The 25,320-nt window shown below is 65.7% G+C and carries 20 protein-coding genes and 1 pseudogene; 7 read left to right on the top strand and 14 right to left on the bottom strand.

Features of this window, described 5'->3' with window-relative positions:
• Positions 1–59: 59 nt before the first annotated feature.
• Positions 60–506, bottom strand: coding sequence for a hypothetical protein (locus tag AABA84_RS09850; protein ID WP_212249756.1), 447 nt, complete (start codon positions 504–506; stop codon positions 60–62).
• A gap of 364 nt (positions 507–870) precedes the next feature.
• Between AABA84_RS09850 and glgC the strand changes: the two genes are divergently transcribed.
• Genes glgC through AABA84_RS09835 form a run of 3 tightly spaced genes read left to right on the top strand, consistent with a single transcriptional unit; the run spans position 871 to position 3,882 of the window.
• Entirely contained in the window at positions 871–2,133 is a 1,263-nt protein-coding gene (gene glgC / locus AABA84_RS09845) for a glucose-1-phosphate adenylyltransferase (RefSeq protein ID WP_212249758.1), read from the top strand.
• Positions 2,130–3,584, top strand: a complete 1,455-nt coding sequence (gene glgA / locus AABA84_RS09840) for a glycogen synthase GlgA (protein WP_338311960.1) — start codon at positions 2,130–2,132, stop codon at positions 3,582–3,584. Before glgC ends, glgA begins: the two co-directional genes overlap by 4 nt.
• A 37-nt stretch (positions 3,585–3,621) precedes the next feature.
• The gene (locus tag AABA84_RS09835; protein WP_028145410.1) at positions 3,622–3,882 is read left to right on the top strand and encodes a SemiSWEET transporter; all 261 of its coding nucleotides are present in this window, start codon (positions 3,622–3,624) and stop codon (positions 3,880–3,882) included.
• Positions 3,883–4,005: 123 nt separating this feature from the next.
• Here the strand turns inward: AABA84_RS09835 and AABA84_RS09830 are convergent, their stop codons facing one another.
• On the bottom strand, positions 4,006–4,800 hold the full coding sequence (locus tag AABA84_RS09830) for a DODA-type extradiol aromatic ring-opening family dioxygenase (RefSeq protein WP_338311959.1): 795 nt from the start codon (positions 4,798–4,800) through the stop codon (positions 4,006–4,008).
• 147 nt (positions 4,801–4,947) lie between these two features.
• On the opposite strand from AABA84_RS09830, the gene AABA84_RS09825 reads away from it, so the two are divergent.
• Positions 4,948–5,127: a hypothetical protein gene (locus tag AABA84_RS09825; protein WP_212249763.1), complete on the top strand. Its 180-nt coding sequence runs from the start codon at positions 4,948–4,950 to the stop codon at positions 5,125–5,127.
• 20 nt (positions 5,128–5,147) lie between these two features.
• On the opposite strand, the gene AABA84_RS09820 is transcribed toward AABA84_RS09825, so the two are convergent.
• Entirely contained in the window at positions 5,148–6,623 is a 1,476-nt protein-coding gene (locus AABA84_RS09820) for a carboxylesterase/lipase family protein (RefSeq protein ID WP_338311958.1), read from the bottom strand.
• 81 nt (positions 6,624–6,704) lie between these two features.
• Positions 6,705–6,953, bottom strand: coding sequence for a hypothetical protein (locus AABA84_RS09815; protein ID WP_212249765.1), 249 nt, complete (start codon positions 6,951–6,953; stop codon positions 6,705–6,707).
• Between the two features lie 189 nt (positions 6,954–7,142).
• Here AABA84_RS09815 and AABA84_RS09810 point away from each other — a divergent pair, with 189 nt between their 5' ends.
• From AABA84_RS09810 to AABA84_RS09800, 3 genes are all read left to right on the top strand, one after another.
• On the top strand, positions 7,143–9,827 hold the full coding sequence (locus AABA84_RS09810) for a flavin-containing monooxygenase (RefSeq protein WP_338311957.1): 2,685 nt from the start codon (positions 7,143–7,145) through the stop codon (positions 9,825–9,827).
• A gap of 133 nt (positions 9,828–9,960) precedes the next feature.
• Positions 9,961–10,233, top strand: coding sequence for a hypothetical protein (locus AABA84_RS09805; protein WP_338306269.1), 273 nt, complete (start codon positions 9,961–9,963; stop codon positions 10,231–10,233).
• 88 nt (positions 10,234–10,321) lie between these two features.
• Positions 10,322–10,630 (top strand): hypothetical protein, encoded by a 309-nt coding sequence (locus AABA84_RS09800; RefSeq protein ID WP_338306268.1) that lies wholly within the window; start codon positions 10,322–10,324, stop codon positions 10,628–10,630.
• Positions 10,631–10,908: 278 nt separating this feature from the next.
• On the opposite strand, the gene AABA84_RS09795 is transcribed toward AABA84_RS09800, so the two are convergent.
• From AABA84_RS09795 to AABA84_RS09750, 10 genes and pseudogenes are all read right to left on the bottom strand, one after another.
• Positions 10,909–11,064: a hypothetical protein gene (locus AABA84_RS09795; protein ID WP_018319756.1), complete on the bottom strand. Its 156-nt coding sequence runs from the start codon at positions 11,062–11,064 to the stop codon at positions 10,909–10,911.
• Positions 11,065–11,180: 116 nt separating this feature from the next.
• Positions 11,181–11,699: a septal ring lytic transglycosylase RlpA family protein gene (locus AABA84_RS09790; protein ID WP_338311956.1), complete on the bottom strand. Its 519-nt coding sequence runs from the start codon at positions 11,697–11,699 to the stop codon at positions 11,181–11,183.
• A 163-nt stretch (positions 11,700–11,862) separates the two neighbouring features.
• Complete coding sequence (locus AABA84_RS09785) at positions 11,863–13,032, bottom strand: serine hydrolase domain-containing protein (protein ID WP_338311955.1); 1,170 nt, start codon at positions 13,030–13,032, stop codon at positions 11,863–11,865.
• A 174-nt stretch (positions 13,033–13,206) separates the two neighbouring features.
• Positions 13,207–14,457, bottom strand: a complete 1,251-nt coding sequence (locus AABA84_RS09780) for a DUF1501 domain-containing protein (protein WP_212249776.1) — start codon at positions 14,455–14,457, stop codon at positions 13,207–13,209.
• A gap of 2 nt (positions 14,458–14,459) precedes the next feature.
• Complete coding sequence (locus AABA84_RS09775; protein WP_338311954.1) at positions 14,460–15,935, bottom strand: DUF1800 domain-containing protein; 1,476 nt, start codon at positions 15,933–15,935, stop codon at positions 14,460–14,462.
• A 143-nt stretch (positions 15,936–16,078) separates the two neighbouring features.
• The gene (locus tag AABA84_RS09770; protein WP_338311953.1) at positions 16,079–18,595 is read right to left on the bottom strand and encodes a M56 family metallopeptidase; all 2,517 of its coding nucleotides are present in this window, start codon (positions 18,593–18,595) and stop codon (positions 16,079–16,081) included.
• Positions 18,592–18,984 (bottom strand): BlaI/MecI/CopY family transcriptional regulator, encoded by a 393-nt coding sequence (locus tag AABA84_RS09765; protein WP_028145423.1) that lies wholly within the window; start codon positions 18,982–18,984, stop codon positions 18,592–18,594. Before AABA84_RS09765 ends, AABA84_RS09770 begins: the two co-directional genes overlap by 4 nt.
• A gap of 381 nt (positions 18,985–19,365) precedes the next feature.
• Entirely contained in the window at positions 19,366–21,018 is a 1,653-nt protein-coding gene (locus AABA84_RS09760) for an NAD-dependent malic enzyme (RefSeq protein WP_338311952.1), read from the bottom strand.
• Positions 21,019–21,179: 161 nt separating this feature from the next.
• Positions 21,180–22,180: pseudogene (locus AABA84_RS09755) on the bottom strand (Bug family tripartite tricarboxylate transporter substrate binding protein).
• A gap of 101 nt (positions 22,181–22,281) precedes the next feature.
• A complete protein-coding gene (locus tag AABA84_RS09750; RefSeq protein WP_338311951.1) occupies positions 22,282–24,621 on the bottom strand; it encodes a mechanosensitive ion channel domain-containing protein in 2,340 nt (779 codons plus the stop codon).
• Positions 24,622–25,320: the final 699 nt, after the last annotated feature.

The following is a 25,320-nucleotide window of genomic DNA, read 5'->3' as shown; positions in this document are numbered from 1 at the left end:
GCTCGCGCATTTCGCCTGCATGAGCCTGATCGTGTGGCTCTCGCTTTAGCTCTGCGCGATCACCAATATCCGCGATAGTAGGGACGGTAGTACGCGCGAGGCCGGTAATAGCCATAGCGGTAGCCGTAGTACGGACGGGGACGGTAATAGGAACGATATCCATAACCGTAACCCGGACCATAGGCGTAACCCGGTCCATAGCCGCCATAATAGGCGGGCGCATAACCATAGCCATAGCCACCGTAATACGGGCCGCCGCCGTAATAGCCGTAGCCATAAGGCGCGCTGCTGGCGATGGCGCCGCCGATGATTGCACCGGCGAGGAGGCCACCTCCGCCCCATCCCCAGCCGCGACCGCGCCAATGCACCTGCGCGACGTCGTCGCCAACCGCGGCCTTCATGGTCGCGACGTTTGTCGGCAGCGGGGCCGCTGCCGCCTGATGAATTTGGCCGGCCATGACCACGCCGGCGACCGAACAGGCAATTGCCGTTTTCCAGATCCTCATCGACTTGCTCCCTGTCTGACGTTTCGCTTGGAAAAGGATCGCAGCAGCATGATCGGGCATCTTTGCGCCAAGTCAAAGCCCGGATTTTCAAGCCCGGATTGCGTGCGGCGCACAAGCCTCGTCCATGCCTCGCTGCGAGCCGGCCGCCGGCATGCGAAGCGCGCAACGCGCCTGCTCTGCCCCTCGCGACACCGGTGCGATGCCGCAGCCCTGCGGCCAAGGCAAAGCATTAAGCTTGCCGCCTTCGCAACCAACAACCTACTTCACGATTGACTATTCGTACCGTTACTATCGGTTCCAATGGCGCGAGGCTTCTCGCGACAAATAGCCTCGGCCTGCGCCGGGCGTGAGTGGGGAGGATGACATGAGTGCCGCGAGACCCGAGCCGCTTGCCCGTCAGGCGCTGGCGTTCGTCCTGGCCGGCGGACGTGGCAGCCGGCTCCTGGAGCTGACCGACCGCCGCGCCAAGCCTGCCGTCTATTTCGGCGGCAAGTCCCGCATCATCGATTTCGCGCTGTCCAATGCGGTCAATTCGGGCATCCGCCGTATCGCGGTCGCGACCCAGTACAAGGCGCACAGTCTGATCCGGCACCTTCAGATGGGCTGGAACTTCTTCCGCCCCGAACGCAACGAGAGTTTTGACATCCTCCCCGCGAGCCAGCGCGTCTCCGAGAACATGTGGTATGTCGGCACGGCGGATGCGGTCTACCAGAACATCGACATCATCGAATCCCACGCCTGCCGCTTCATCGTCGTGCTGGCCGGCGACCACATCTACAAGATGGACTACGAGGTGATGCTGCGCCAGCACGTCGAGAGCGGCGCCGACGTCACCGTCGGTTGCCTGGAGATGCCGCGGGCGGAATCCTCGGGCTTCGGCATCATGCATATCGACGAGAACGGATGGATTCAGGAATTCCTGGAGAAGCCGAAGGATCCGCCGCCGATGCCGGGCAAGCCGGACGTGTCGCTCGCCAGCATGGGCATCTACGTGTTCGACGCGAAGTTCCTGTTCGAGGAGCTGAAGCGCGACGCCGAGGACCCGAACTCGAACCACGATTTCGGCAAGGACATCATTCCCTACCTCGTCAAGAACGGCCGCGCGATGGCGCACCAATATTCCACCTCCTGCGTGCGTTCCGGCAGCGACCCGCGCGCCTATTGGCGCGACGTCGGCACGGTCGATGCCTATTGGGCCGCCAATATCGACCTCACCGACGTCGTGCCCGAGCTCGATCTGTTCGACAGCTCATGGCCGATCTGGTCCTATGCGGAGATCACGCCGCCGGCGAAATTCGTCCATGACGAGGAGAGCCGGCGCGGCCAGGCCGTGAGCTCGCTGGTCTCGGGCGGCTGCATCATCTCCGGCGCCTCGCTGCGCCGGTCGCTGCTGTTCACCGGCGTGCGCATCAATTCCTACGCCAACGTCGAGAACGCCGTCATCATGCCCTATGTCAATGTCGGCCGCGGCGCGCGCCTGAAGAACGTCGTGATCGACCGCGGCGTCGAGATTCCGGAAGGACTCGTGATCGGCGAGGATCCCGAATTCGATGCCAAGCGCTTCCGCACCACCGAGCAGGGGATTTCGCTCGTGACCCAGCCCATGATCGACAGGCTCAATACATGAGGCCTGTTCGCGTCCTCGCGGTCGCTTCCGAAGTCTATCCCATCGTCAAGACCGGCGGCCTCGCGGATGTCGCCGGTGCGCTGCCGATCGCGCTGAAGGCGCATGGCGTCGAGATGCGCACCTTGATGCCGGGCTATCCCGACGTGATGCGGCTCGTATCGAGCGCAGAGGAGATCCGGAGCTGGCCGGATTATTTCGGCGGGCCGGGCCGGCTGCTCGCGGGCTCCCATGACGGGCTCGACCTGTTCGTGCTCGACGTGCCGCATCTCTATGCGCGGCCGGGCAATCCCTATGTCACCACCGAGGGTGTCGACTGGCCGGACAATGGCGTGCGCTTCGCGGCGCTGTCGCGCATCGCGGCCGATATCGGCCACGGCCTGGTCCCCGCCTTCGTGCCCGATGTCGTGCACGCCCATGACTGGCAGGCCGGGCTCGCGCCGGCCTATCTGCACTATGACAACCGCCCGCGGCCCGGCACCGTGATGACCATCCACAACATGGCCTATCAGGGCAAGTTCGCTCCCGAGCTGATCGGTGCGATCGGTCTGCCCTGGCACGCGTTCAACGTCAACGAGATCGAATATTTCGGCGGCATCAGCTTCTTGAAGGCAGGCCTGCAATTCGCCGATCGCATCACGACGGTGTCGCCGACCTACGCGCAGGAAATCCAGAGCGACGAAGGCGGCATGGGGTTCGGCGGCCTGTTGCGCGCGCGCGCGAACGTGCTGAGCGGCATCCTCAACGGCATCGACATCTCGGTGTGGAATCCGCAAGGAGATCCGCACATCGCCTACCGCTACGGCGCCGAGGACCTCACCTTCCGGGCCGCGAACAAGGCGGTGCTACAGCAGCAGTTCAATCTCGATTCCTCCGACGAGGCGCCGCTGCTCGGCGTCATCAGCCGGCTGTCCTGGCAGAAGGGGCTCGATCTGCTGCTCGAGGCCATTCCGACCATTCTGGCCGAAGGCATGCAGCTCGCGCTGCTCGGCAGCGGCGACCGCGATCTCCAGGATCGCTACCAGGCCGCAGCCCGCGCCAATCCCGGCCGGATCGGCGTCGTGATCGGCTATGACGAGATTTTGGCGCACCTGCTCCAGGCCGGATCGGACGCGCTGATCGTGCCCTCGCGCTTCGAGCCGTGCGGCCTGACCCAGCTCTGCGCGCTGCGCTACGGCGCCGTTCCGATTGTCTCACGCGTCGGCGGGCTCGAGGACACCATCGTTGATATCAACGAGGCCGACGCCTCCGGCCGCGATGCCACCGGTTTCAAGTTCGCACCCGTGACGGCGGCTGCCCTCGCCGGCAGCTTGCGCAAGGCCAACACCGCCTTCCACGACAAGCCGACCTGGCGGCGCCTGCAACGAAACGGCCTTGCGACCGACGTCTCCTGGCGCAACCGCGCCGGCGACTATGCCGCGCTCTATCGCGGGCTCATGGCGGAGCGTGCCTGAGGCATGACCGTCGTCGAATCCATGCTATAGAGCCGGCATGGACCCGTTCGTGATCAAGCTGATCGGCTTTGCCGCCGCCACCTGCACCACCGTGGCCTACGCGCCGCAAGCCATCAAGGTGTGGAAGACCCGCTCCACCGGCGACATCTCGCTCGGCATGTTCCTGGTCATGGTGCTCGGGCTGGCGCTCTGGCTGATCTACGGCCTGCTCTCGGGCGATGCGCCGCTGGTCGCCGCCAACGCCATCACCATGCTGCTCGCCGGCGGCATCCTGTTCATGAAGCTGAAATACGGGTGAGGTCGCGGGATGCCGTAGGGCGGATTAGCCGAAGGCGTAATCCGCCACCTTAATGCCGCACGACGGCGGATTACGCCAGCGGACTGCGCTTCGCGCAGCCGCGGGCTAATCCGCCCTACGAATTCATCCAAACACATACGACGCCATCGCCACACCCGCGACCTCGTCGACGAAGACGCGCTTGCCGATATCGCTGCCGGCGGCGCCGGCGGCCACCATCAGCGGCAGCAGATGGTCCTCGCGCGGATGCGCCAGGCGTGCGCTCGGCGCGCTCTCCCAATCGACCAGCATCGCGTTGCGGCGGCCCGCATCCGGGTTGCTGATCGCCTCGTTCAGATAGGCCTCGAAATCATACGAGACGGGCTTGGATTCCGGCCGGTTGAAACCGCGCATGTTGTGATAGGTCAGCCCGCTGCCGACGATCAGGATGCCTTCATCGCGGAGTGAGGCGATCGCCTCGCCGACCCTGATGTGCTCGGCCGCATCGTAAGCAGATTTCAGCGACAGCAGCACGATCGGCATGTCGGCGTTCGGATACATCAGGCCGAGCGGCACGAAAGTGCCGTGATCAAAACCCTGATTGGGATCTTCCCGGCAATCGACGCCCGCGCCGGCAAGCAGCGCCTTCACCCGCGCCGCGAGCTCAGGCCGGCCCGGCGCCGGATATTTGAGGTGATAGGTATGCTCGGGGAAACCGTAATAGTCGTACACCATCGGCGGCTGCGGCGAGGTCGACACGGTGAAGGCATCGGCCTCCCAATGGCCGGTGATGACGAGCACGGCCTTCGGCCTCTCCGGGAGAAGCTGCGGCAACCGGCCGAACTCCGCGGCGGTCCTGGCATATTGCACCCGCCTATCCTCCATGAACGGCCAGGGGCCGCCGCCGTGCGACAGGAACAGGGTCGGTAATCGCGTCATGGGCTCGTCTCATCGGCGCTCTGCGCGCGTACCCGCGCGCGGCGGCGAGCATAGGCAAACCGGCATGGTTAGCAAGTCGTTAACGATTTGCCGCCCAAAATCCCGGCGTGGCCGAAGCAGTCGGCCTGAAGACAAGTGAGACGTGAGATGAAGAAGTTTGCGCTGGGGGACGTCGTCAACAGTGACAAGGGCCGCCGCGGCATCGTTCGCGCCGCCTTCAAGTCGCGCGAAGGCCAGCAGTTCTACGCCGTCGAGAAGGACGGCGCGATGGACTATCTGGAGGAAGACCGGCTGACGCCGGCACCCCGCGTCGAGCTCGCGGCTTAAGCCCATCCTTTTTTGTCGCGCTAGCGCGCGAGCCGGTCGAGACGCTCGGCGAAGGGATCGTCGCCGCTCGCGATGCGATCGTTCGTGATCAGCAGCAGGCGATCGCGGCCTGCCGCAGCGTCCCAGCGCGGCAGTCCGGGACCGTTGGGATCGCCGCTCCTGGCGAAGTTGATCCAATAGGACCGCATGCGGCTTGCGACCTCGCGATCAGCTCGCGAGAGGATACCCGCTCCGGGCACGCCTTCCGCACCGAAGATGAACTGCAGCTCCCGCCCGTGCCCGGTCCCAGGATTGGCACGACGCGCCTCGGGCACGTAGGCGAAGCGATAGCGGAAGGTCGCCGCGCCGCTTGCGGCATGCAGGCGCGCCAGCAGCCTTGCAGGCTCGGAAAAGACCTTGTCGGTGAAGAACCTTGCCGCAAGATCCGAAGGCCTGGCGAGAGAAGGCTTGGCGAGATCGGGATAGAGCTTGCGCAGCTCATCGCTTGTCAGGCCTGACGCGGCAAGCTCTTCCCTGGTATCGAACTCGCCGTCGAAACCGGTCTCGTCGTCGTTCGAGCCGATCATCAGGGGAATGCGGCTTTGGTGTCCGGCCGCAAAGCCTGCCGCGATATCCTCGGTCACCAGAGCTCCATCCACCATCGGCGCGAAGCCGTGCCGCGATTGCTCCAGCAGACGGCTCTCGGCGGCAAGCAGGCGTCGCGGTTCGGCTGCGCGCAAATCCGTCTGCGGTCCAAGCGCCGCCACGAACTGCCGGCCCATCGCCTGCGCGTCCTGCGCCGAACGCAGCGGCGCGCGACCGGGCACCGATTGCAGAATGACCTTCTGGAACAGATCGCGCGACTGCGCGGACAGCATCAGAAGCGCGATCGATGTCGCGCCTGCGTCGCAGCCGAACAAGGTGACATTATCAGGATCGCCGCCGAAGGCCGCGATGTTGTCATGAACCCAATGCAGCGCGGCGATCTGGTCCATCAGGCCGTAATTGCCGGAGCCGCTGTCCGTCAGCGCGGGATGAGCGAGCCAGCCGAGCGCGCCGAGACGATAATTTGCGGTGATCACGATGAGACCGGCCTGCGCCAGCCTGGCACCGTCGAACAGCCGCTCATTCGCGGTGCCGCCGACAAATCCGCCGCCATGGATGAACATCATCACCGGCAGCGGGCCGTCGACCCCGAAGGGACGGAACACGTTCAGCGTCAGGCAATCCTCGCTCGCATCAGGCAACGCCGGCTGAAGACACGGCGCGCCGTAATCGTAGGCGGTGTGCATCTCCGAACTTTCGGGCGTCGGCTGCGGCGGGCGCCAGCGTAGCGCGCCGACCGGCGGCGCCGCGTAGGCCAGTCCCTTGAACGAGGCGACCTCACCTTCGACGGCGCCGAGCATCTGTCCTTCACGCGTCAGCGCGAATGGAAATTGTCCGACCGGCTGCGCCACGGCCGAGCCGGCGCAACACAGGACAATGGAGGCAGCAAGAAGCGCGAGCACGGATCGCATCTTCGGTGCATCTCGATGCGCGGAACGGTCTCCTGCAGGTTACGTCCGCGGCCGTCGGCGGGGCAAGCCTCGCGGCTCACACTAACTGCGCTTTGCGAGAATCGCCGCCAGCGCGTGCCGCGCGACGATGCCGAGCTCGCCGAGCGTGGAGTGCCCGGCCTGCGCTGCCTCGATCAGGCGCTCGGCGATGAACCTGCGGCTGTCGTGATCGCCGCCATGCGGCAATTGCCGGCACGTCTCCTCCAGGACGACGTCCATGTTCGCTTTGGTCCGCTCACTCAACTCTGTCATGACGCCCGGTCGGTACGCGTGGCTTGTAACCGCAAGCATACACAGGCGGATCGGGCATGATTAGCCCGGGCAATCACGGCCATTGTGCATCGCGGTGCGTGTAGTGCCGCAACGTTCACGCGGCCACGATGACGCCGCAAACGCCTACCCAAGATTGCACTTGCTCTGATGACAAGCCGTGCATGTGGCGATAGCCTGCCGGCAAAACAAAACATACGGGAGGATGCCATGCCTGACGCGATGGTTGCTACACGTGCCTCCGAGGAGCGCGGAACCGCTCAGCAGGTCGACGTCGCCGTGGTCGGCGCCGGATTTGCCGGCCTCTATCTCCTCCATCGCCTGCGCAAGGCCGGCTTTAGGGCGGTCGGCCTCGAAGAGGCCGGCGATGTCGGCGGCACCTGGTATTGGAACCGCTATCCGGGCGCGCGCTGCGACATCCAGACCATCGACTACAGCTACACGTTCGATCCGGAGCTCGAGACGGCCTGGACCTGGTCGGAGAAATACGCGACCCAGCCCGAAATCCTGCGCTATCTCGGCTTCGTCGCCGACCGCTACGACCTCAGGGGCGACATCCGCTTCGGGACCAAGGTCACCGAAGCCAAATGGGACGAGAAGGCCGAGCGCTGGCAGTTGACCACCGACAATGGCCGACCGGTCTCCTGCCGCCATTACATCATGGCCACCGGCTGCCTCTCGGCGCCCAAACCGCCGGAGATCGACGGCGTCAAGGATTTCAAAGGCGAGGTCTATTTCACCGGACGCTGGCCGCATGGCGGCGTCAATCTCGCCGGAAAACGCGTCGCCGTGATCGGCACCGGCTCGTCCGCGATCCAGTCGATCCCGCTGATCGCCGAGCAGGCCGCGCATCTGACCGTATTCCAGCGCACGCCGAACTTCGCACTGCCGGCGCATAACGGGCCGGCGCCATCCGACCGCATGAGCCTGCTGCAGGCCGATCGCCCGGCCTATCGCGAGCAGGCGCGCCAGTCGATGGCCGGCGTGCCCTATCCGCAGCAGATGGCGGTGAGCTGGCAATTGAGCGATGCCGAGCGCCGCGCGCGCTTCGAGGAAGCCTGGGGCAAGGGCGATCTCGTCTATATCCTGACGCAGCTCTGGGCCGATCAGGCCGTCGATGTCGACGGCAACAAGCTGATCTGCGATCTCATCCGCGAGAAGATCTCGGCGGCCGTGAAGGATCCCGAAACCGCTGCGGCGCTGATGCCGCACGACCACCCGTTCGGCGCAAAACGTCCCTGCCTCGACACCAACTACTACGCCACCTACAACCGGCCGAACGTCACGCTGGTCAATCTGCGCCAGGAGCCGATCAAGGCGATCACGGCCAGCGGCATCTCCACGAACAGCCGCAGCGTCGACGTCGACGTCATCGTGTTCGCGACCGGGTTCGACGCCATGACCGGCGCGATCCGCGCCGTGCATCCGATCACCGGGCGCGGCGGCAAGTCGCTGACCGATGTCTGGGCCCAGGGGCCGCAGACCTATCTCGGGCTGACGGTCGAAGGCTTTCCGAACTTCTTCATGATCACCGGGCCCGGCAGCCCGTCGGTACTGTCGAACATGGCGGTGTCGATCGAGCAGCATGTCGATTGGGTGGTCGACCGGCTGGCCGCATTGCGCGATGCCGGCTTCACGACGATCGAGCCGACCGAGACGGCGCAGGCCGGCTGGGGCCGGCACATGGCGGACTGTTCGATGGTGACGCTGCATCGGCTCGCCAACACCTGGTACACGGGCGCCAACGTCCCCGGCAAGGTGCAGGGCCTGATGCCCTATACCGGTGGCGTCGGCCCCTATCGCAGCATCTGCGACGAGGTGGTCAGCCGCGGCATGCTTGGTTTCAAGCTCACCGGCCCCGGCGGCGCAGAGCAATGCAATGACGGCGAGGTGGTGCGGCTGCAGCCGGATGTGCGGCTGGTGCTGAACCTGCTCGCATCGCTGAACCTGCCGCAGATCGAGTCGATGGGCGCGCTCGGCGCGCGCGAGTTCGTGAACGAGTTCAACAAGGGCCGCCCCGCCGGGCGGCCGATCGGCGATATCGTCGACGGCACACTGCCCGTCACCGATGGCGCGCTGCCGTACCGCGTCTACAAGCCGGCAACGCCGGGACCGCATCCGGTCGTGATCTATTTCCACGGCGGCGGCTGGGTGCTCGGCGACGAGCAGTCGGACGAGCCGTTCTGCCGCGACATGGTGCGGCGGACCGGTATGATGTTCGTCAGCGTGGGCTATCGCCACGCCCCCGAGCATCGCTTCCCGACGGCGGCCGAAGACGGCTATGCGGCCACGCGCTGGATCGCCGAGCACGCCACTGAGCTCGGCGGCAAGCCGGGCCCGGTGCTGGTTGCGGGCTGGAGCGCCGGCGGCAACATCGCCGCCGTCACCTGCCAGCTCGCACGCGACCGTGGCGGGCCGGAGATCGCCGGTCAGCTCCTGATCTGCCCGGTCACCGACTGCAGCTTCGATCGTCCCTCCTACAACGACAATGCGACGGGCTATTTCCTGACGCGCTCGCTGATGTACTGGTTCTGGGACCTCTACTGCTCGCCAGCCGACCGCACCGATCCGCGCGTCTCGCCGCTGCGCGGCAAGGTCGATAGGTTGCCGCCGGCGTTCGTGACGACCTGCGAGTTCGATCCGCTGCGCGACGAAGGGGTCGCTTATGCCGAAGCGATGTCGGCCGCAGGCGTCCCGGTCGAGCAGCTCAGGGCGCACGGCCATTTCCACTCGTCCTTCACCATGGTCGATGTGGTGATCACCGGGGTGCCGGGCCGGGTGCAGATGGCGGAAGCCTTGCGGCGCTTCGCCGGGCTGCCGCCGGAGGTCAGCCGCGGCGACGAGTACGGCCACGGTCTAGCCAGCCCGGGGCACAAGATCGCGGCGGCGAGCTGATCGCGACAAGGCGGCCGGGAACCTTTTCCCGGCTGCTGCGTTTTCGGCGTTGTGGCATTGAGATGCAGCGACAGGTGTGGGCCCCGGCACGCAAATCCGCGTGCTGGGGTGTTTTTGTGCGTGAGGCAGAGCGATGGGAGACGTGGTTGCGGAGTCAAAGGTCGATTTCGGTGCGCTTGCGGCCCTGCATAAATGGCCGTCGCTGGCAAACGAGCGCCGGCCGGACCGGGAGCCTTACCAGATCAGTCAAGGCACCCTCGACGAGTGCATCTCGGCTTTCATGAAGAAGCCGGCCGCGACCCGGCATCTCTATGAGATCCGCACCGTGGCACAACCGCCCCTCGTGACAGGCATCCTCTCGCCCGAACACGTCATCGAGCTTTCGCGCTGGAGAGAATTTCTCTGACGATTCCCAGAAGCTGGTTGAGCTCAGGAACTTTCTTCCGGATTTTCCCGTTAGTGATTATCGGAAGTAAAGGCGTGAGTGCCCCCAGATGCTCCAAGCCGCCCTGCCGCCCCCGGTCGTGCCCTACGGCGCAGACCAAACCCTGTTCGTGGTGATCGATCGCCTCAATGAGGCAACGGTGATTCGCATCGAACGGAGCGATCTCGAAGCCACGATCGGCGAGCTCGTCGCGGGCTGCTTCAACGACCCCATCAAGGTGATTTCGTTCAACACGCTCGAACACTGGATGAAGGACATCTCGACCGATGTTGCCGGCGAGATCCGGGCGCGCTGCGATATCGACGGCGTGACGATGCCCGACTATCTCAGCGACTTCGTCGAGAGCCACTCATACTGAGCGTTGCGCCATCCGGTCGGAAGGAGCGCTAAGCCGTTTTACGCATCAACAAAAAGCGCCGCTTCCGCGGCGCTTTCGTGTGATCCAGTCACCTCAGTGGTGCCAGAACAATGCCAGCAGCAGAACGATCGGCAGCGGCACGCCAAGCAACCAAAGCAAAGCACCTCGTCCAAAACCCATGATGTCCTCCTCTTCAATCACTGTCATGACGCAGGAAAAAGGAAGAAGTTCCGCGCCTCGCAGCGAAGGCGAATGCGCTCAGAGCATGGATGCAGGAGTTAAGCGCGGCGGTGCTTGCCGGCGATGACCTCGATCTCGCGGCGGCGCTCGCCCGCGAAGGTCAGGAGCCTTTCGATCGTCAGCGTATCCGTGATCCGTTTGGCGAGCCTCTCGGCGCGCGCAGCCTGATCTTCGAGATACTGGATCGTATTCAAGCGCCGCCTCCCCAGAAGACCCCGAACCTGGAGCCCCGAATTGTTGGACACCCATGGTGCGACAGAGCGGCTAACAGCCGGTTAAGTGCGGGAATCGATCTCGACGGACCGGGGCCTCATTGCACGACGTCGAGCCGGACATTGGTGATGCCCCTGTCGACCATGCCGAGCGCCTCGGCCGCGGAAGGCGAGACGTCGACCACGCGTCCGCGGATGTAGGGACCGCGGTCGTTGACCCTGACGGTCACGAAGCGGCCGGAGGAAACGTCGGTGACGCGCAGCTTCGTGCCGAATGGCAGGGTCGGATGGGCCGCGGTCAATTCGTTCTTGTCGAACTTCTCGCCGCTCGCAGTCTCCGTATCCGAATAGAAGCTGGCAACGCCGTGCGAGGCTGCTTGCTTTGCATCGCCATCGGGAATGCGCACCCGGCTGATCGGCCTTGGATGCAGCGCCGCCACCCGGTGCGGCCGCTCGACCGCGGCCTGCCGGCCGGTGGCCGCGAGATCGGCCTTCTGGCGGCCAACCGGCGATTGCGCACAGGCGGCGAGCGAGGCGGCACCGACGACGGCCAGCAGCAGCCGGCTCGAGGTTGCCAGTGAAATCCGGGCAGTTTCGGCACGTGCAATGCAAGACATGATGCGCCCTCCGAACGATGCCGAGTTTCGGTGGGCAATGAGGGCAGAACCTTGTCGGAACAAAAGCGGGCCTGGGGCCGCCGCCGTTTCGCGTCAACTGTGTCGATTCCACCACAGTGACGCGTCCTGAATCGGGACAAGCTGCCCCCGGGTAGCCAGCTCCTCAGGCCGGAGGCGGGATCGCGCGCAGGACGTCCCTGAATATGCCGAACTGGAGTTGAAACGCTTTCGGGCTGTAGTCCTGATAGTGACCCGCAGTCACTGCGACGACGAGATCGAGCTCCGGGACGATGCGGATCGACTGCCCGCCGCGCCCCAGCGCGCCGAGCCAGGCGACCTTCCGGTCATTGAGGCGCGTTTGGCCGCGCCACCACAGATATCCGTAGGATTGATCGTCCGTCGCCTTGATCTTCTCTGCCGTCGAAGCCTCGATCCACGCCTTGGAGACGATCTGGCGGTCGTTCCATCGGCCGCCCGCAAGCACGAGTTGGCCGATTTTCGCCATGTCGCGCGGCCGTAGACGCAATCCTCCTCCAGCATCGGTATCCCCCCTGTACCGACCCCATGCCGTGCCGGTGATACCCAGAGGCTCGAACAAATTCTCGCGCGCAAATTCGTCGAGGGGACGGCCGGTCGCCTTGCGGATGATGGCCGACACCAGCGTGAGCGCGCCGGTGTTGTAGAAGAACTCTTGCCCCGCGGCGGCTGTCACCGGAAGACCAAGAACGTAGCGACACGGATCCCATGCCATGTGCATGCGCGCCTCGTCATTGTCGTAGTCTCCTGTTGCGGGCGTCGCCTCGACCCACTTCAGACCCATCGACATGGTGAGCACGTGCGCCAGCCGGATGCGGTCCTTTTCAGGAGAACGCAAGTCGGACAGCTCGGGGAAGAAGCTGAAGATCGGCTCGTCGACGCTGCGTATCAGCCCGCGATCGGTCGCGATCCCAACCGCGAGGGAGGCGACGCTCTTCGACACCGATTTCATGTCATGCAGTGTAGCGGCATCAAAGGTGACCGTTTCCACCCGACGGCCGTAGATGTGGCCGGGTATCTCGTCAGAGCCCTTGAAGTATCGCTCGAACGCCAGCTTGCCGTTGCGGGCGACCAGCACTGCATGAATATTGGCATCGCTCGATGCGAGCCGATCCCCCATCCTGCATAGCGCGTCGCGGTCGACGAGCCCATCGTCATTGACGGAGCCGGCAGGCCAGCCATCTTCCCGCTCGAGCGGAACACCGCAGCCGCCAGATGGCTCCGCATACACTGGCGGAGCGGAGAGCGGCGCCAGCGCGGCTGCCCCGAGAAATGAAATGAACCGCCGGCGTCTCATCCAGGCTTCTCGTCACACCCTTTGCGAGGCGGGGCAAATGTCGACGCGAGTCTCGCCGGACTCTGCCCCCTCTTTGAGAATACGCGCAAACTCACGCCAATAAAGCCTTCGCCAGGTCGTCTTCAAGCTGGCGAGAAAATCGAGCTCTCGTTGTGTCAGCATGCACATCGCGCTTCAGGCCACAAGGCCCCCCATCGGCTTGATGTCTGCGCTGCCGGGGAAGACCACATCGGCCAGCACCTTCTCCTCGACGCGCAAGTGATCCCGGAGCAGGCCCTTCAGCACGGCGCGCAGATCGGTGGTCGGCTTGAGGTCGCGATCCTCGAACAGCTGCGCCGGCTTCAGCCCCGGCCAGTCCGCGATCACGCGGCCGCCGGCGAGGCCGCCGCCGATCAGGAAGGCGACCGTGCCGGTGCCGTGATCGGTGCCTTGCGTGCCGTTGATGCGCGCGGTGCGCCCGAACTCGGTGACGACGGCGACCACGGTCTCGCCCCACGCCTCGCCCAGGTTGCTCTCGATCGCGGCGAAGGCGCCGTCGAGCGCGCCGAGCAGATTGTAGAGCTGGCCCGAGGCCGCACCTTCGGCGATATGCGTATCCCAACCGACGAAGCCCATGGCGCCGACGCGCGGACCGTCGGGCTTGGCAAGATAGCGCGCGGCGGTGCCGGCGGCGTCGGCGAAGTAGGCGCGTACGCGCGCGATGCCCGGCGGCGCCAGTGTCGGATCGTCCGACATGGCATCGCCCGCGCCAGGTGCCCCGCTGAGCGAAGCGAGCTTCATGCGCGCCTGCAGCACGGTCGCGAGCTTCGGGTCGGTGTGCTGGTAGAGATCGAGCAGGCGGCTCTGTGTATCCTCGCTCGCCGGCAGCAATTTTTGCGGCACCCAGGTCATGACCGGCGCCGAGCCGCGCACCACCAGCGGTGTCACCGAGCCGATCCCGAGCGCGCGGCTGCCGCGCGGATCGACGCGGCCGCCGGATTCCAGCGCGAGCAGCGCGCGGTTGAGCCATCCCGAACTGGTCATACCGGGCTTGACGAGCCCGCTCTCCAGCACGTCCTGGCCATCGAAATGCGAGCGCTCGCGATAGGGCGTCGCAATTGCGTGGACGATCGCGGCCTTGCCGCCTTTGTAGAGGCGGTGCAGATTCGGCATCGCCGGATTGAGCGCGAAGAAGGCATCGAGCGGCAGCGCCGGCGGCTTGCCGTCCAGCACCAGTGCGCGATCGCCGCGCAAGGAGATCCAGTCGGGATCGCCGACCGGCGCGACGGCGCCGAGGCCGTCGAGCGCGCCGCGAAGAACGATGACGAGCAGGCGCGGATCGCGGCCTTCGGCGCGCGCGATCCTTGGCATCTGGCTCCATGCGAACAGCGCACCGGAGCCGACCAGAAGCTCGCGCCGCGTGGGCAAATGATTGACGAAGCCCATGCTCACCTCCTCTGAAAATCCGACGACATGAACAGCAGCGCCAGCGCCTGCTGCCGGCTCTCGGCGCGGCCGACCGCCTGCTTCACCTCGGGCGCGATCTGCGATGCGAAGACGTCCTCGATGATGGCTTGCGGATCGGCCATGCCGGTGATGCGTTCGGCAAAATTGTTGGCGACGTCGAGCCGCCGGCCGACGCCGTCGATCCAGCTCGCCTCGTCGTCCGGATAACCCTTGGGCGCGGGCGGCCGCCACAGCGCCTCGCCCAGCAGTTCCTGGCCTCCGGTGAAGCGGACGGGATCGACCACCGTGATGCCGGTTGCGCGCACCATGCCGACGACCCATTCGCCTGGACGCTTGAGCTTTGACGGCGGACCGCGCCACGCCTCGTCCGACGACACCATCAGGGTCGCGACCTGCTTGAGATCTCCGTCGGTGTCGCGAAACGCTTTCGCCATCTGCTCGACCAGGGCCGGCGGCGGCTCGTCGGCGACGAAATGGCGCGCGAGCTTGGTCGCGACATGGGTCGCGGTTGCCGGATGCGCGGCGAGATCGCGCAGCACGGCGCGCCCCTGCTCGACGTCGTCCTGCTCATAGCGCTTGCCGAGCACGGTCTGTCCGCCGGGTTCGTGCAGCCGCGGATTGAAGGTGAAGTCGCCGCCATGCTGGGGATCGGCCCCCGGCGGCACCAGCGTCCAGCCGGTCAGCACGTTGGCGAAGCTGATGACGTCGTCCTGGGTATAGCCGGTGCGCACGCCGAGCGTATGCAGCTCCATGATCTCGCGGGCAAAGTTCTCGTTGAGGCCGCTGCTGCGGTTGATGCCCGCGGTCGAGTTCGCCCCCATCGAACCGAGATTGTCGAGATAGAACAGCATCGCCGGATGGCCTTCGACAGCCAGCAGGAGATCGACGAACCGGCCAAGCGCATTGGCGCGAACCGCCTCGCGCTCATAGGCGCCGGACATGCTCTGGATCCGGTTGGCCGAGACGCAGAAATGATTGGACCAGAACCAGACCAGCCGCTCGGCAAAGCCGATATCGGCAGAGAGCGCCGCCTCCGTGCGCAGCTTGGCCTCCTGCAGATACATCGGACGTCCGGGATCGGGAACGGCGTCGGCCGCCTGCTTCGCCGCCATCTCGGCGGCGTCCTTGTCCTCGTTATAACCCTGCGCTTGCCCGTCGGGCTGCGCCTGAGCTTGGTCGCTCGAAGCAACGGTCGCTACGGCCATCTGCTGCTTCTTCGCCTGTTGCTGCGCCTGCTTGGCCCGCGCCGCCCGCCGCGCATTGGCATCGGCCACGGTGCGATAGGCTTTCGCACTGGAGGGCAGACCGTTCGCCGCGGTGAGCGCGAGCGGGCGGTCGAGTTCGGCGATCAGCGCGCCGCGCGGGTCGCTCCCGAGGGCGGCAATCGATCCCGGCCGCGGCCCCATCCCGAAGCGATGGAGCGCCAGCACGGCTTCGGCCTTTGCGGAATTGCTCATGGCGAATGCCCACTTCTTCGAGCCCGCCCAACGCTGTCGCTCGAGGCTACGAATTGTAATGCTACGCACCGTAGCATTCGCAGGACTGGCAGACAAGCGGAGATTGAAACACCTCCATCAAGACATCGGGAGCGGCGCTGCCGCTAGAAATTCGGCCCGAGCGCGATCTTGGTGATGGTGTCGTGCCTGACCCCGATGCGCCATTCCGCCGAGCCGTTGGCGAACTGGGCGATGTAGATGTCGCTGTCGAGCGCGGTGACGCCGCGGAAGGAGACCGCACGCAGCGCACCGAGCCGCGCCAGGATCGCCTGGTCGAACGGCAGCTGCTGACGCGTGATATCAGCCACTTCCGCGGTCATGTGCTCGTAGTCCGGCTGTCCTCTGCCGACACCCTCGATATAGCGCCGCAGCATCGTCTCGCCGTTGGGGATCGGAACGGCGCGGCGCGCGGCGCGCCCCGGACGCGCGCCGAGGTTTGAAGCCTCGACATTGTGGAAGCGCGTCTGCCGGCCCGGCACCAGGATCTCCAGACACCGTCCCGACTTGTCGGCAATCATCCAGGGATTGTTCACGGTGGTCGTGGCGGCCCAGGTCATGTTGGGCCTGACGATCTGCGTCTTGCGATTGCCGTCCGTATCGAGATTGAACAGCTGGATGTCGTCGCCCATCTCGTTATAGACCATGATCCTGATCGGCGAGGTGCCGGCGCGGCCGCGCACGCCCGCCTCCTCCGCGCAAGGCACGATGCCGCCGAGCTCGTCATTGCCGTCGGCCCGGAACAGCACGTCGCCGGCCTTGCCGTCGGGCTCGAGCAGCAGGCGGAATTCGGCCGTGCCGTTCTCGAACTTTGCGCCATAGATGTCGTAGCCGCCAGGCCCGACGCCGCGGAAGAACAGCGACTCCACCGCGCCGAGAGCGACGAACGTCGCGTGCAATTCGTCGACCTGACGGTGGATCTTGGCAGCGAACGGTGCACTCATCCGATCGTAATTCGGCGTGCCATGGCGCAGGTCTTCGATTCCACGCAGGATCATCTCCTTGCCGCCGGCGACGGGAACCTGCTCGCGGAAGCGATCCGGCACCTCCGCGACACGGCGCGCGAAGTCGGCCTCGATCGCCTGCGCCGCTGCCGCGTCGATCCGCGATGCGAGACGGGCGCCGAAGACCGCGTTCTGGACCAGCACGCGCGAAACCTTGGCCTGGTCATCACGCAGGAAGATCAGGAGATTGTCGCCACGGATCGAGAAGACGTCGGCACCTTCGGCGAGGAGCGCCGCACGGCCCTGCACGGTTTCCTGCACCTGGAGCCGATCCCCGTCGCGGCGCACCGTGAGCACGCGGTTCGGCGCGACCCTGTACCAACCGACATACTGATCGAGCGGCGCCGGACCTGCGGCCGCCGTCGGCATCTCGGCGACACGAACTGCGCGAATGTCGCGGCCGTTCATGCGCAGTGTCAGCTCGGAGGAGCGGCGCTCCGCATCAGCTGAGAACGTGATCTCGCCGGACGAGGCTGCGTAGGACGCCGTGCCGTCATTGCCGACCGTCAGGCGCAGCCTGCGCTGGCCGGTGAGTTGACCATAGATCTCGTCGCCCTCGCGGAAGATGGCGAACACCGAGGCCGGACCCATGGCGTAGAAATTGACGAACGGGCGGTAATGCTGGGCAGGCACCTCGCCGGCATCCGCGGCCAGGGGCGCCGCATCCGGCGTGCGATAGGCGATCATGCCGGCGGACACGATCACCACCGGGACGATCGCAGCCGCGATCCACACCCGCTTGCGCCAGCTGACCGCCACGGGCATCGCCGCAGCCGCGATAATGCGCTCGACACGGGCGCGCACGGTCGAGGCCCGCGCCATCGCAAGCTCGACCGGCCGCGGTTTCACGGTGCTGGCAAAATCGAGCAGGATTTCCGCATAGGACAGCCGGTCGTCGATCACCTCGATCGCCTCGGCATCGCTGATGATCTCGGCGAGCTCGGCAAGGCGCGCGAGCTGCCACCACGAGAACGGGCTGAACCAGAACACCGCGCGGTTGAGGGACGCGAGCAGGAGGACGTAGAAATCGCGATTGGCGACATGCGCGCCTTCATGGGCGAGCACCGCGAGGCGCTTCTTCGCGTCCCAGCCGGCGAATTGCGGCGGCACCAGAATGGTCGAGCCGAAGGTGACGGGGCCGCCGACATCGCGGCTGACGCGCACGTCGGCGTCGATCATCTGCAGGCCCTTGATCGGCTTTGCCGCGCGCGTCAGACGCCAGGTCAGACAGAGCCCGGTCGCGAGCCGCAGCAGCAACAGGCCGGCGACGCCGGCATAGATGATGGTGGCAACGAGCCACCAATTGATCGAGAGCCCGCCTTTGGCTTGCGGCGCGATAGCAATGCCGGGCGCGACTGGCAGAGCGGGCTGCGGCGTCTCCAGCATCGAGATGTCGGCGGGGAGGAAATCATCCGGCACGGCGACCGGCAAAGGCAGTCGGGTGATCGTGAGCGTCGGCCAGTGCATCACGAAGGGCATCGCCAGCGACGCCAGCAGCACGACGACCCAGGCCGTCATGTGAACGTGCGGATTGCGCACGCGAAACAGGTTGAGACCGAACCAGACGACGCCTCCCAGCACAAGGGAGCGCAGTGCCGCCTCCGCCAGAGTTGCGATCATTCCTTCTTCACTCCCCTCGCCTTCTTCGCCTTGGCCACCTGGTCGGCCAGCGTGCGCAATTGCTGCTGGTCGAGCATCTTGTTGTCCACCATGCCGACGAGGACCTCTTCCATCGAGCCGTTGCAGAACCAGTCGACGATGCGCTGCACCGCCTTGGCCGCAACCCGCGAGCGCTCTTCGGCCGCGTGGTAGACATAGGTGCGTCCGTCCACGGTGTGATTAGCATAGCCCTTTTCTTCGAGCCGGCGCAGCACCGTGCGCACCGTCGATTCCTTCAGACGCCGGGACAACCGCTCGCGCACGATTTCGGCCGTGACAGGACCATGGGCCCAAACCAATTGCATGACCTCGTGCTCGAGGTCGCCCAGCTCGGGCAAACGATCGTCCATGGCGGCTTACCTTGCGGATTGAGTTTTCTTGTAACGCTACAGACTGTCGCATATGCGGCCGCGCGAGGCAACGGCGATTCCACCTGTGATGGTGGCGCCGGGCTGACCTGGAGCATGAATGGGATCAGGTAGCGAACGCCGCCGCGAGGAAGGTTTGCTCCCTCCCCCGCTTGCGGGGGAGGGCTGGGGAGAGGGTTATCTCCGCAATCAAGATCCCCAAGAGGAGAAAGCCCTCACCCGGCGCTCGGAATGCTGCGCGTCGCCCGGAGACGCCGACCTCTCCCGCAGGCGGGAGAGGTGCACCGAGCCCTCGGCCGCCTGATTCGATCTCAGCCCCGTTCTGCTTTGACAGCGATTAGCAGCACTCGGGAATCGGCTTTCTCAGTAATGCGGCTCGTACATCTGCGACTGCACCAGAGCCTTGACGTCGTTGGGCGCGGGGCCGTCGGCGAGCCCGCGTTGATAGGCGACGTCCGCGACGGCCGCGGCGATGCGGACCGAGACCTCGCGGATGCGCGGCAGGGCCGGATAGAGACTACCCTGCGCGAGGTCCTCCTTGCCGACGCAATCGGCGAGCGTATGGGCCGCCGCCATGAACATCTCGTCGGTCACCAGCTTCGAGCCGCTGGCGATGACGCCGAGGCCGACGCCGGGGAAGATGTAGGAGTTGTTGCCTTGGCGCGGCACGAAGCTGCGGCCGTTGAGCGTCACCGGGTCATACGGGCTGCCGCAGGCGAACAGTGCGCGCCCCTCGGTGTAGCGATAGGCGTCCTCCGCCGAGCATTCGGCCTTCGAGGTCGGGTTGGAGAGCGCGAACACGATCGGCTGTTCGTTGAGCTCGGCCATCGCCTTGAGCACCTCGGGCGTGAAGGCGCCGCCGACTGCGGCAACCCCGATGATCGCCGTCGGCTTCAGCGTCTTGATCGCGGTGAGGAAGTCGCTGATCGGCGCCTGACCGGTGTGCGCATAGCGCAGCTTGTGACCGGAGAGGCCCTCGCGGCCACCGACGACGAGGCCGCGGGAATCCACCAGCCAGTTGCGCCGCAGTGCTTCGGCTTCCGAGGCGCCCTCCGCCATCATCGCGGACACCACGAGATCGGCGATGCCGGTTGCCGCCTCCCCTGCGCCGAGGAACAGGATGCGCTGATCCCTCAGCTTGCCGCCATTGACGCGGAGCGCCGAGAACAGGCCGGCGAGCGCGACCGCCGCAGTGCCCTGAATGTCGTCGTTGAAGACGCAGGCGTCATCCCGGTATTTGTGCAGCAGCTTGAACGCCGAGTGATTGGCGAAATCCTCGAACTGGATCAGCACGCCCGGAAAGGTCTTTCGCGCAGCTTGCATGAATTCGTCGACGAAGCTGTCATAGGCTTCGCCAGTCAGCCGCCGCTCGCGCAGGCCGAGATAATAGGGATCGTTCAACAGCTCTTCGTTGTTGGTGCCGACATCGAGCACGATCGGAAGGCACGCTTCCGGATGAACGCCAGCGCAGGCCGAATAGAGCGAGAGCTTGCCGACCGGGATGCCCATGCCGTTGGCACCGAGGTCGCCAAGTCCCAAAATGCGCTCGCCGTCGGTGACGACGATCAGCTTGGCCGCATACGGCCAGTTCTTCAGAAGCTCGGCGATCTGGCCGCGGTCGCGCGAGGAGATGAACATGCCGCGCGGCCGCTGGAAGATCAGGCCGTATTTCTGGCAGGCGAGCCCGACCGTCGGGGTGTAGATGATCGGCTGGATCTCGTCGATGTTGTCGACGACGACGCGGAAGAACAGCGCCTCGTTGCGATCATGCAGCGCGTTCAGCGCGACGTATTTTTCAAGATCGGTCGGCAGCGTGCGCAAATTGGTGAGGACGCGCTGAGCCTGCGTCTCCATCGTCAACACGCAAGGCGGCAACAGGCCGCGCAGGCCGAGGGCCGCGCGCTCGGCTTCCGTGAAGGCGGTCCCCTTGTTGAGCAGCGGATCGCGCAGCAGTGTCATGCCTTGCGGCGAATCGGACGACGTCGATTGGGCAACGACCCGGGCAGGTCTATTCACGAATTCCCCCAAAGAACTTCACATTGAACCGCGGACATTGTCGGCCAGCGCTCCATTGAGATCAAGGACGTAGCGACGGAGGCATCGATTGTGATCTCGCACCGCAGCGAGACTTTCGCGAACGACAGGCAATCGCACGCGAGAAAAGGTTAACGCCGCGGCTATTCGGGCTTGATATCGGCAGCCTTCACGATCGGCCACCATTTCTCGGTCTCGGCCTTCTGGAACGCCGCAAGCGCTGCGGGCGTCTGCTGCGCTGGCAGCGGAATCTCCTGTCCCAGCTCGGCAAAGCGCTGCTTGACGGCAGGCTCCGCAAGCACGGCGACGATCGCGGCGTTGAGCCTGGTGACGATGTCCTTTGGCGTGTTCTTCGGTGCCCAGATGCCGTGCCAGTAGGAAATATAGAGACCGGGCAAACCCGCTTCGTCGACCGTCGGCACATCGGGCGCAGACGCGAGCCGCGTCGGCGAGGTCACGGCGAAGGCCTTGATCGCACCGCTCTTGACGTGCGGCAGCGAGTTCGAGGCCTGATCGAACATGATGTCGATCTGCCCGGCGACGAGATCGATCATGGCGGGCCTGCGCCGCGATAGGGCACGAACTGGAAGTCGGTGCCGGTCTTGCCCTTGAAGAAGACGCCGGCGACATGCGCGCCCGTGCCGGCCCCGGCCGTCCCGGCGGTGGCCTTACCGGGGTTGGCCTTCAGCCAGGCGATCATCTCTTTCAGGTTGGTCGCCTCGAGTGACTTCCGGCCGACGATGAGCTGCGTCCCCATCGCGATCATCGCGACCGGCTCGAAATCGGTGACCACGTCATAGGGCAGCTTGAAGATCGCGCCGTTCAAGACATGGGTGCCCCAATGGCCGATGGTAATGGTGGTGCCGTCCGGCGCCGCACGCGCCACGCGCGCACCGGCGATGCTGCCGGAAGCGCCCGCCACGTTCTCGACCACGACCGTGGTGTGCAGCTCGGCGGCGATCCGCTCCGACAGGATCCGTGCCAGCGTATCGGTCGGACCGCCCGCCGCGAACGGTACGATGAGGGTAATCGGTCGCGAGGGAGACGGCTGAGCATGGCCCGGTGCGATCCACGCCCCACATCCGACCAAGGCGCACAAGACGATCACATGACCGCGCAAGGCGGCCCACAGCCCTCGTAGCATTCCACCCACCCATTGTCGTCGCCCGCATGTCCGCAGCGGGCTGGAGGCCGAGTGAACGCTGCCGGGTGGGCGGAGGCAAGCCGGAAGTTACGGCCGACGAGCTATCCGGCCGCCCGCCGCGGCGTCAGATTGGCCGCGCCATCTGCCGGCGGCACGATGTGCATCAGGATGGTCTGGTTGGCGGATGCGACGTCGATGCCGTTCTGCTGGAAGCGCAGCTTCATGCGGCGGTTGAATTCGCGCTGAACCGGCCAGCGCCCGGCCTCGGTGCAGCGGATCTGGCCGACGATCGACACCATCGCGCCATCGACCTTGTCGATGCCCCACAGATCGAGGTCGCCGCGGATCAGCGGACGGAATTCCGGTTCGCGGCGCATCTCGTCGACGATGTCCTTGAGGATCTGGCCGGCGCGGTCGGTGTCTTCCTTGTAGGCGACGTTGACGCTGACCGAGGCGTTGCCGGCGCCGCGGCTGGCATTGGTGATGGTCGTGACCGCGCTGAACGGCACGATGTGAACGGCGCCGTCGCCCGCGCGCAGGCGAATCGTTCGAATGGAAACATTCTCGACCACGCCTGACAGCCCAGACACGCTGACATTGTCGCCGACCTGGACCGTGTTCTCCAGCAGCAGGAACAGCCCGGTAATGAGGTCCTGCACCAGCTTTTGCGAACCGAAGCCGATCGCGATGCCGACGATGCCGGCGCCCGCGAGCAGCGGCGCGACGTTGACGCCGATCTCGCTCAGCGCGGTGAGGCCGACGACGGTGGCGATCAGGCAGAGCAGCGCCGTGCGCAGCATCGGCTGGAAGGTGCGAAGACGCGCGGCGCGGGCGTAGTGCCCGTCCCGCGACAGCGTGTTGATCTGGCGGTCCAGCAGCGCGTTGCTGGCTTCCCAGATCGCCGCTGCCATGAACACGGCGAGGCCGATGGTCACCACCGCCGAGATCAGCCGGCTGCCGATCTGGCCGCCATAGAACCAGACGATGGCATCCACACCCCAGACCTCGAGCACGGCCACGAGGCCAATGAAGACGATCACGCTGGAGACGATCCTGCGCAGCAGCGGCAGATAGCGGTTGGCGCGGATCTCGAGGCCCGGAAAGCGCTGCAGGATCTCCGGCTGGATGCGGAAGCCGCGGTCGATCAGGCTCAGCGTCAGCATGATGGCGAGGCGCGTGATCACGGCGACCACGACAGTGCCGACGAAATATTGCAGCAGCAGCGAGTAGCCGTTGCGGATGTTGAGCGCCCACACCGCCCACAGCGCAAGATCCAGTGCGATGGCGAGATAATGCCAGCCGCCGGCGATACGGTTGCGCAGGCGGGCCGCGATGCCCGGCCGGTCGGCCGGCGCGCGGATGGCCTCGGCGACCTGCCGGCGGCATTGCAGGATGATGACGACGACGAAGAGGTGAACGACCAGCATCACCATGCGGAGCAGCGCAGCGTAACCGGCACGATGCAGGCCCAGCAGCAGCGCTACATTGGCGAAGGCGATGCCGGAGACGCCGACGCCGACGATGCGGCGCGCCCAGATCTCGATATAGGCCGCGGTCTCGGCCCGAACCGGAAACAGGCCGAACGGCCCCGCCAGCGCCCGGACCAGGCAGATGAGCCCGCGCGAGAACGCATAGGCGTTGGCAACCGCGAGGATCACAAGGCGAACCGTCGTGGGCTCACCGATCACGGTGCCGAGCAGCGCCGTGGCAACGCCGACAAAGAGGACCACGGGAAGCAGTTCAAGGACGAAGCGCCCCAGCACGAAAGGCAGCCGCAGCATGACCTGCCACACCCGCGCCAGGCTGTGACGGCGCTTGTGCAGTTCCGGTTCGGCGATGACATCCGTCACCGACGATGGCGGATCGGCGATGGGCAGCGCCTGCGCCGGCAGGCGCGCGGTCTGGGGCACACGTCCTTCCAGGAACGCAACCGGACGCCGGATCAGGCGGAAGATCACCCATTCGGCCGAGAGTGCGCAACCGAGCACCAGCGCGAGCTTCCAGGCGATCTCGATCAGGAGATTGTAGGCTGCCGGGTCGTTCGCGGTCCGCACGATCCAGTAGTAGAAGGCCGGGAAATGCGTGAGCGTCCGCGCCACGCTGGCGATCTCGCTCGAGATCTCGCCGATCTCCTCCGACACCGTGAGCAGCAGCTGCGCCCCGAGGCCGTCGGCCGAGAGCGGGATCGGCGACTTCTGCTCGGACGGGGGCGGCGCAGGCTGCTGCTGACCGGACGCATTGGCAATTACGCGCAGCGTATCGATCATCTGCGCGCGCTTCTTGTCGTCCTGGAGCGTCTCCAACGCGCCCCTGGCTTCGTCGGGCGACAATGCAGCAGCATGATTCGTCGCCGGCCGAGGCGTTTCGGCGCGGACACAGGAGAAAGAGGAGACCGCGAGGAAGAGAGCGGCGAGGAACGCCGGGGCAAGCTTATGCGACACGAGGATTCCCTGGAAAAAATGAATGAGCCGGCGGCGTCGGGACCGTCACCGCCGAAGCACATGCGTCATGTCGGATGGCAGTTATTCGCCCCGGCGCTGTGTCGGAAGTTGGCCTTCGAGGCGACATTCTCTTGGCATTTGCCGCAATGCGAAGATGGGGGAACCCGCGAGATCGGCGGAGCCCCGTTGCCTGCAATTTTGCTGCAGCCGTCCTTCGAGACGCCCGCCTTAGGCGGGCTCCTCGGGATGAGGGCGGAGTGCGTGGCAGCAGTTTCAAGCAGCGCCGAGCCGATGAGCCTGCTCCTGAGGAGACCGCGAAGCGGTCGTCTCGAAGGACGAGGCGCACGCTCAGGCCGTCGCCACGAGCGACATGTGATCACGCCCGTCATTCCGGGAACGGCCCGGAATGACGGCGAGGAGGAGGGAGAGGAGAAAAGCAGGATGTCGAAAATGCCTGTCGCGGCCGGCCTCGTCACGGCCATCCGGACACAATCGATGTGATGCAAAACACAGCGCCGGGAAGGTAGGGGCTATGCCTCACTGATGCAGCCCGCTAAACCTTGACCCGGCGTGCCGTTCGCGGTTTCCGCCGCTATGCGATAGTCCGAACGAGCTCCATCGCACTTAACGCGGCTGGATTTGCGGAGGTGGAGTCATAGACCTCCCCTTGCTCATGAGGTGGACGTTGCGCGTCGCTTG

The organism is Bradyrhizobium sp. TM239 (genome assembly GCF_036247985.1).
Taxonomy (GTDB): Bacteria; Pseudomonadota; Alphaproteobacteria; order Rhizobiales; family Xanthobacteraceae; genus Bradyrhizobium; species Bradyrhizobium ottawaense.
Note: the sequence above shows the minus strand (reverse complement) of the source record. Positions and strands in the feature narration are given on the sequence as shown.

What these genes read in the sequence shown, in the direction of transcription:
- AABA84_RS09825 (WP_212249763.1), top strand. Translation starts at nt 4,948, where the DNA reads ATGAAGAAGTTTGCGCTGGGGGACGTCGTCAACAGTGACAAGGGCCGC.
- AABA84_RS09820 (WP_338311958.1), bottom strand. Translation starts at nt 6,623, where the DNA reads ATGCGATCCGTGCTCGCGCTTCTTGCTGCCTCCATTGTCCTGTGTTGC.
- AABA84_RS09790 (WP_338311956.1), bottom strand. Translation starts at nt 11,699, where the DNA reads ATGTCTTGCATTGCACGTGCCGAAACTGCCCGGATTTCACTGGCAACC.
- AABA84_RS09800 (WP_338306268.1), top strand. Translation starts at nt 10,322, where the DNA reads ATGCTCCAAGCCGCCCTGCCGCCCCCGGTCGTGCCCTACGGCGCAGAC.
- AABA84_RS09770 (WP_338311953.1), bottom strand. Translation starts at nt 18,595, where the DNA reads ATGATCGCAACTCTGGCGGAGGCGGCACTGCGCTCCCTTGTGCTGGGA.
- AABA84_RS09835 (WP_028145410.1), top strand. Translation starts at nt 3,622, where the DNA reads ATGGACCCGTTCGTGATCAAGCTGATCGGCTTTGCCGCCGCCACCTGC.
- AABA84_RS09830 (WP_338311959.1), bottom strand. Translation starts at nt 4,800, where the DNA reads ATGACGCGATTACCGACCCTGTTCCTGTCGCACGGCGGCGGCCCCTGG.
- AABA84_RS09775 (WP_338311954.1), bottom strand. Translation starts at nt 15,935, where the DNA reads ATGAGCAATTCCGCAAAGGCCGAAGCCGTGCTGGCGCTCCATCGCTTC.
- AABA84_RS09785 (WP_338311955.1), bottom strand. Translation starts at nt 13,032, where the DNA reads ATGAGACGCCGGCGGTTCATTTCATTTCTCGGGGCAGCCGCGCTGGCG.
- AABA84_RS09810 (WP_338311957.1), top strand. Translation starts at nt 7,143, where the DNA reads ATGCCTGACGCGATGGTTGCTACACGTGCCTCCGAGGAGCGCGGAACC.
- AABA84_RS09815 (WP_212249765.1), bottom strand. Translation starts at nt 6,953, where the DNA reads ATGCTTGCGGTTACAAGCCACGCGTACCGACCGGGCGTCATGACAGAG.
- AABA84_RS09805 (WP_338306269.1), top strand. Translation starts at nt 9,961, where the DNA reads ATGGGAGACGTGGTTGCGGAGTCAAAGGTCGATTTCGGTGCGCTTGCG.
- AABA84_RS09850 (WP_212249756.1), bottom strand. Translation starts at nt 506, where the DNA reads ATGAGGATCTGGAAAACGGCAATTGCCTGTTCGGTCGCCGGCGTGGTC.
- glgA (WP_338311960.1), top strand. Translation starts at nt 2,130, where the DNA reads ATGAGGCCTGTTCGCGTCCTCGCGGTCGCTTCCGAAGTCTATCCCATC.
- AABA84_RS09765 (WP_028145423.1), bottom strand. Translation starts at nt 18,984, where the DNA reads ATGGACGATCGTTTGCCCGAGCTGGGCGACCTCGAGCACGAGGTCATG.
- AABA84_RS09780 (WP_212249776.1), bottom strand. Translation starts at nt 14,457, where the DNA reads ATGGGCTTCGTCAATCATTTGCCCACGCGGCGCGAGCTTCTGGTCGGC.
- glgC (WP_212249758.1), top strand. Translation starts at nt 871, where the DNA reads ATGAGTGCCGCGAGACCCGAGCCGCTTGCCCGTCAGGCGCTGGCGTTC.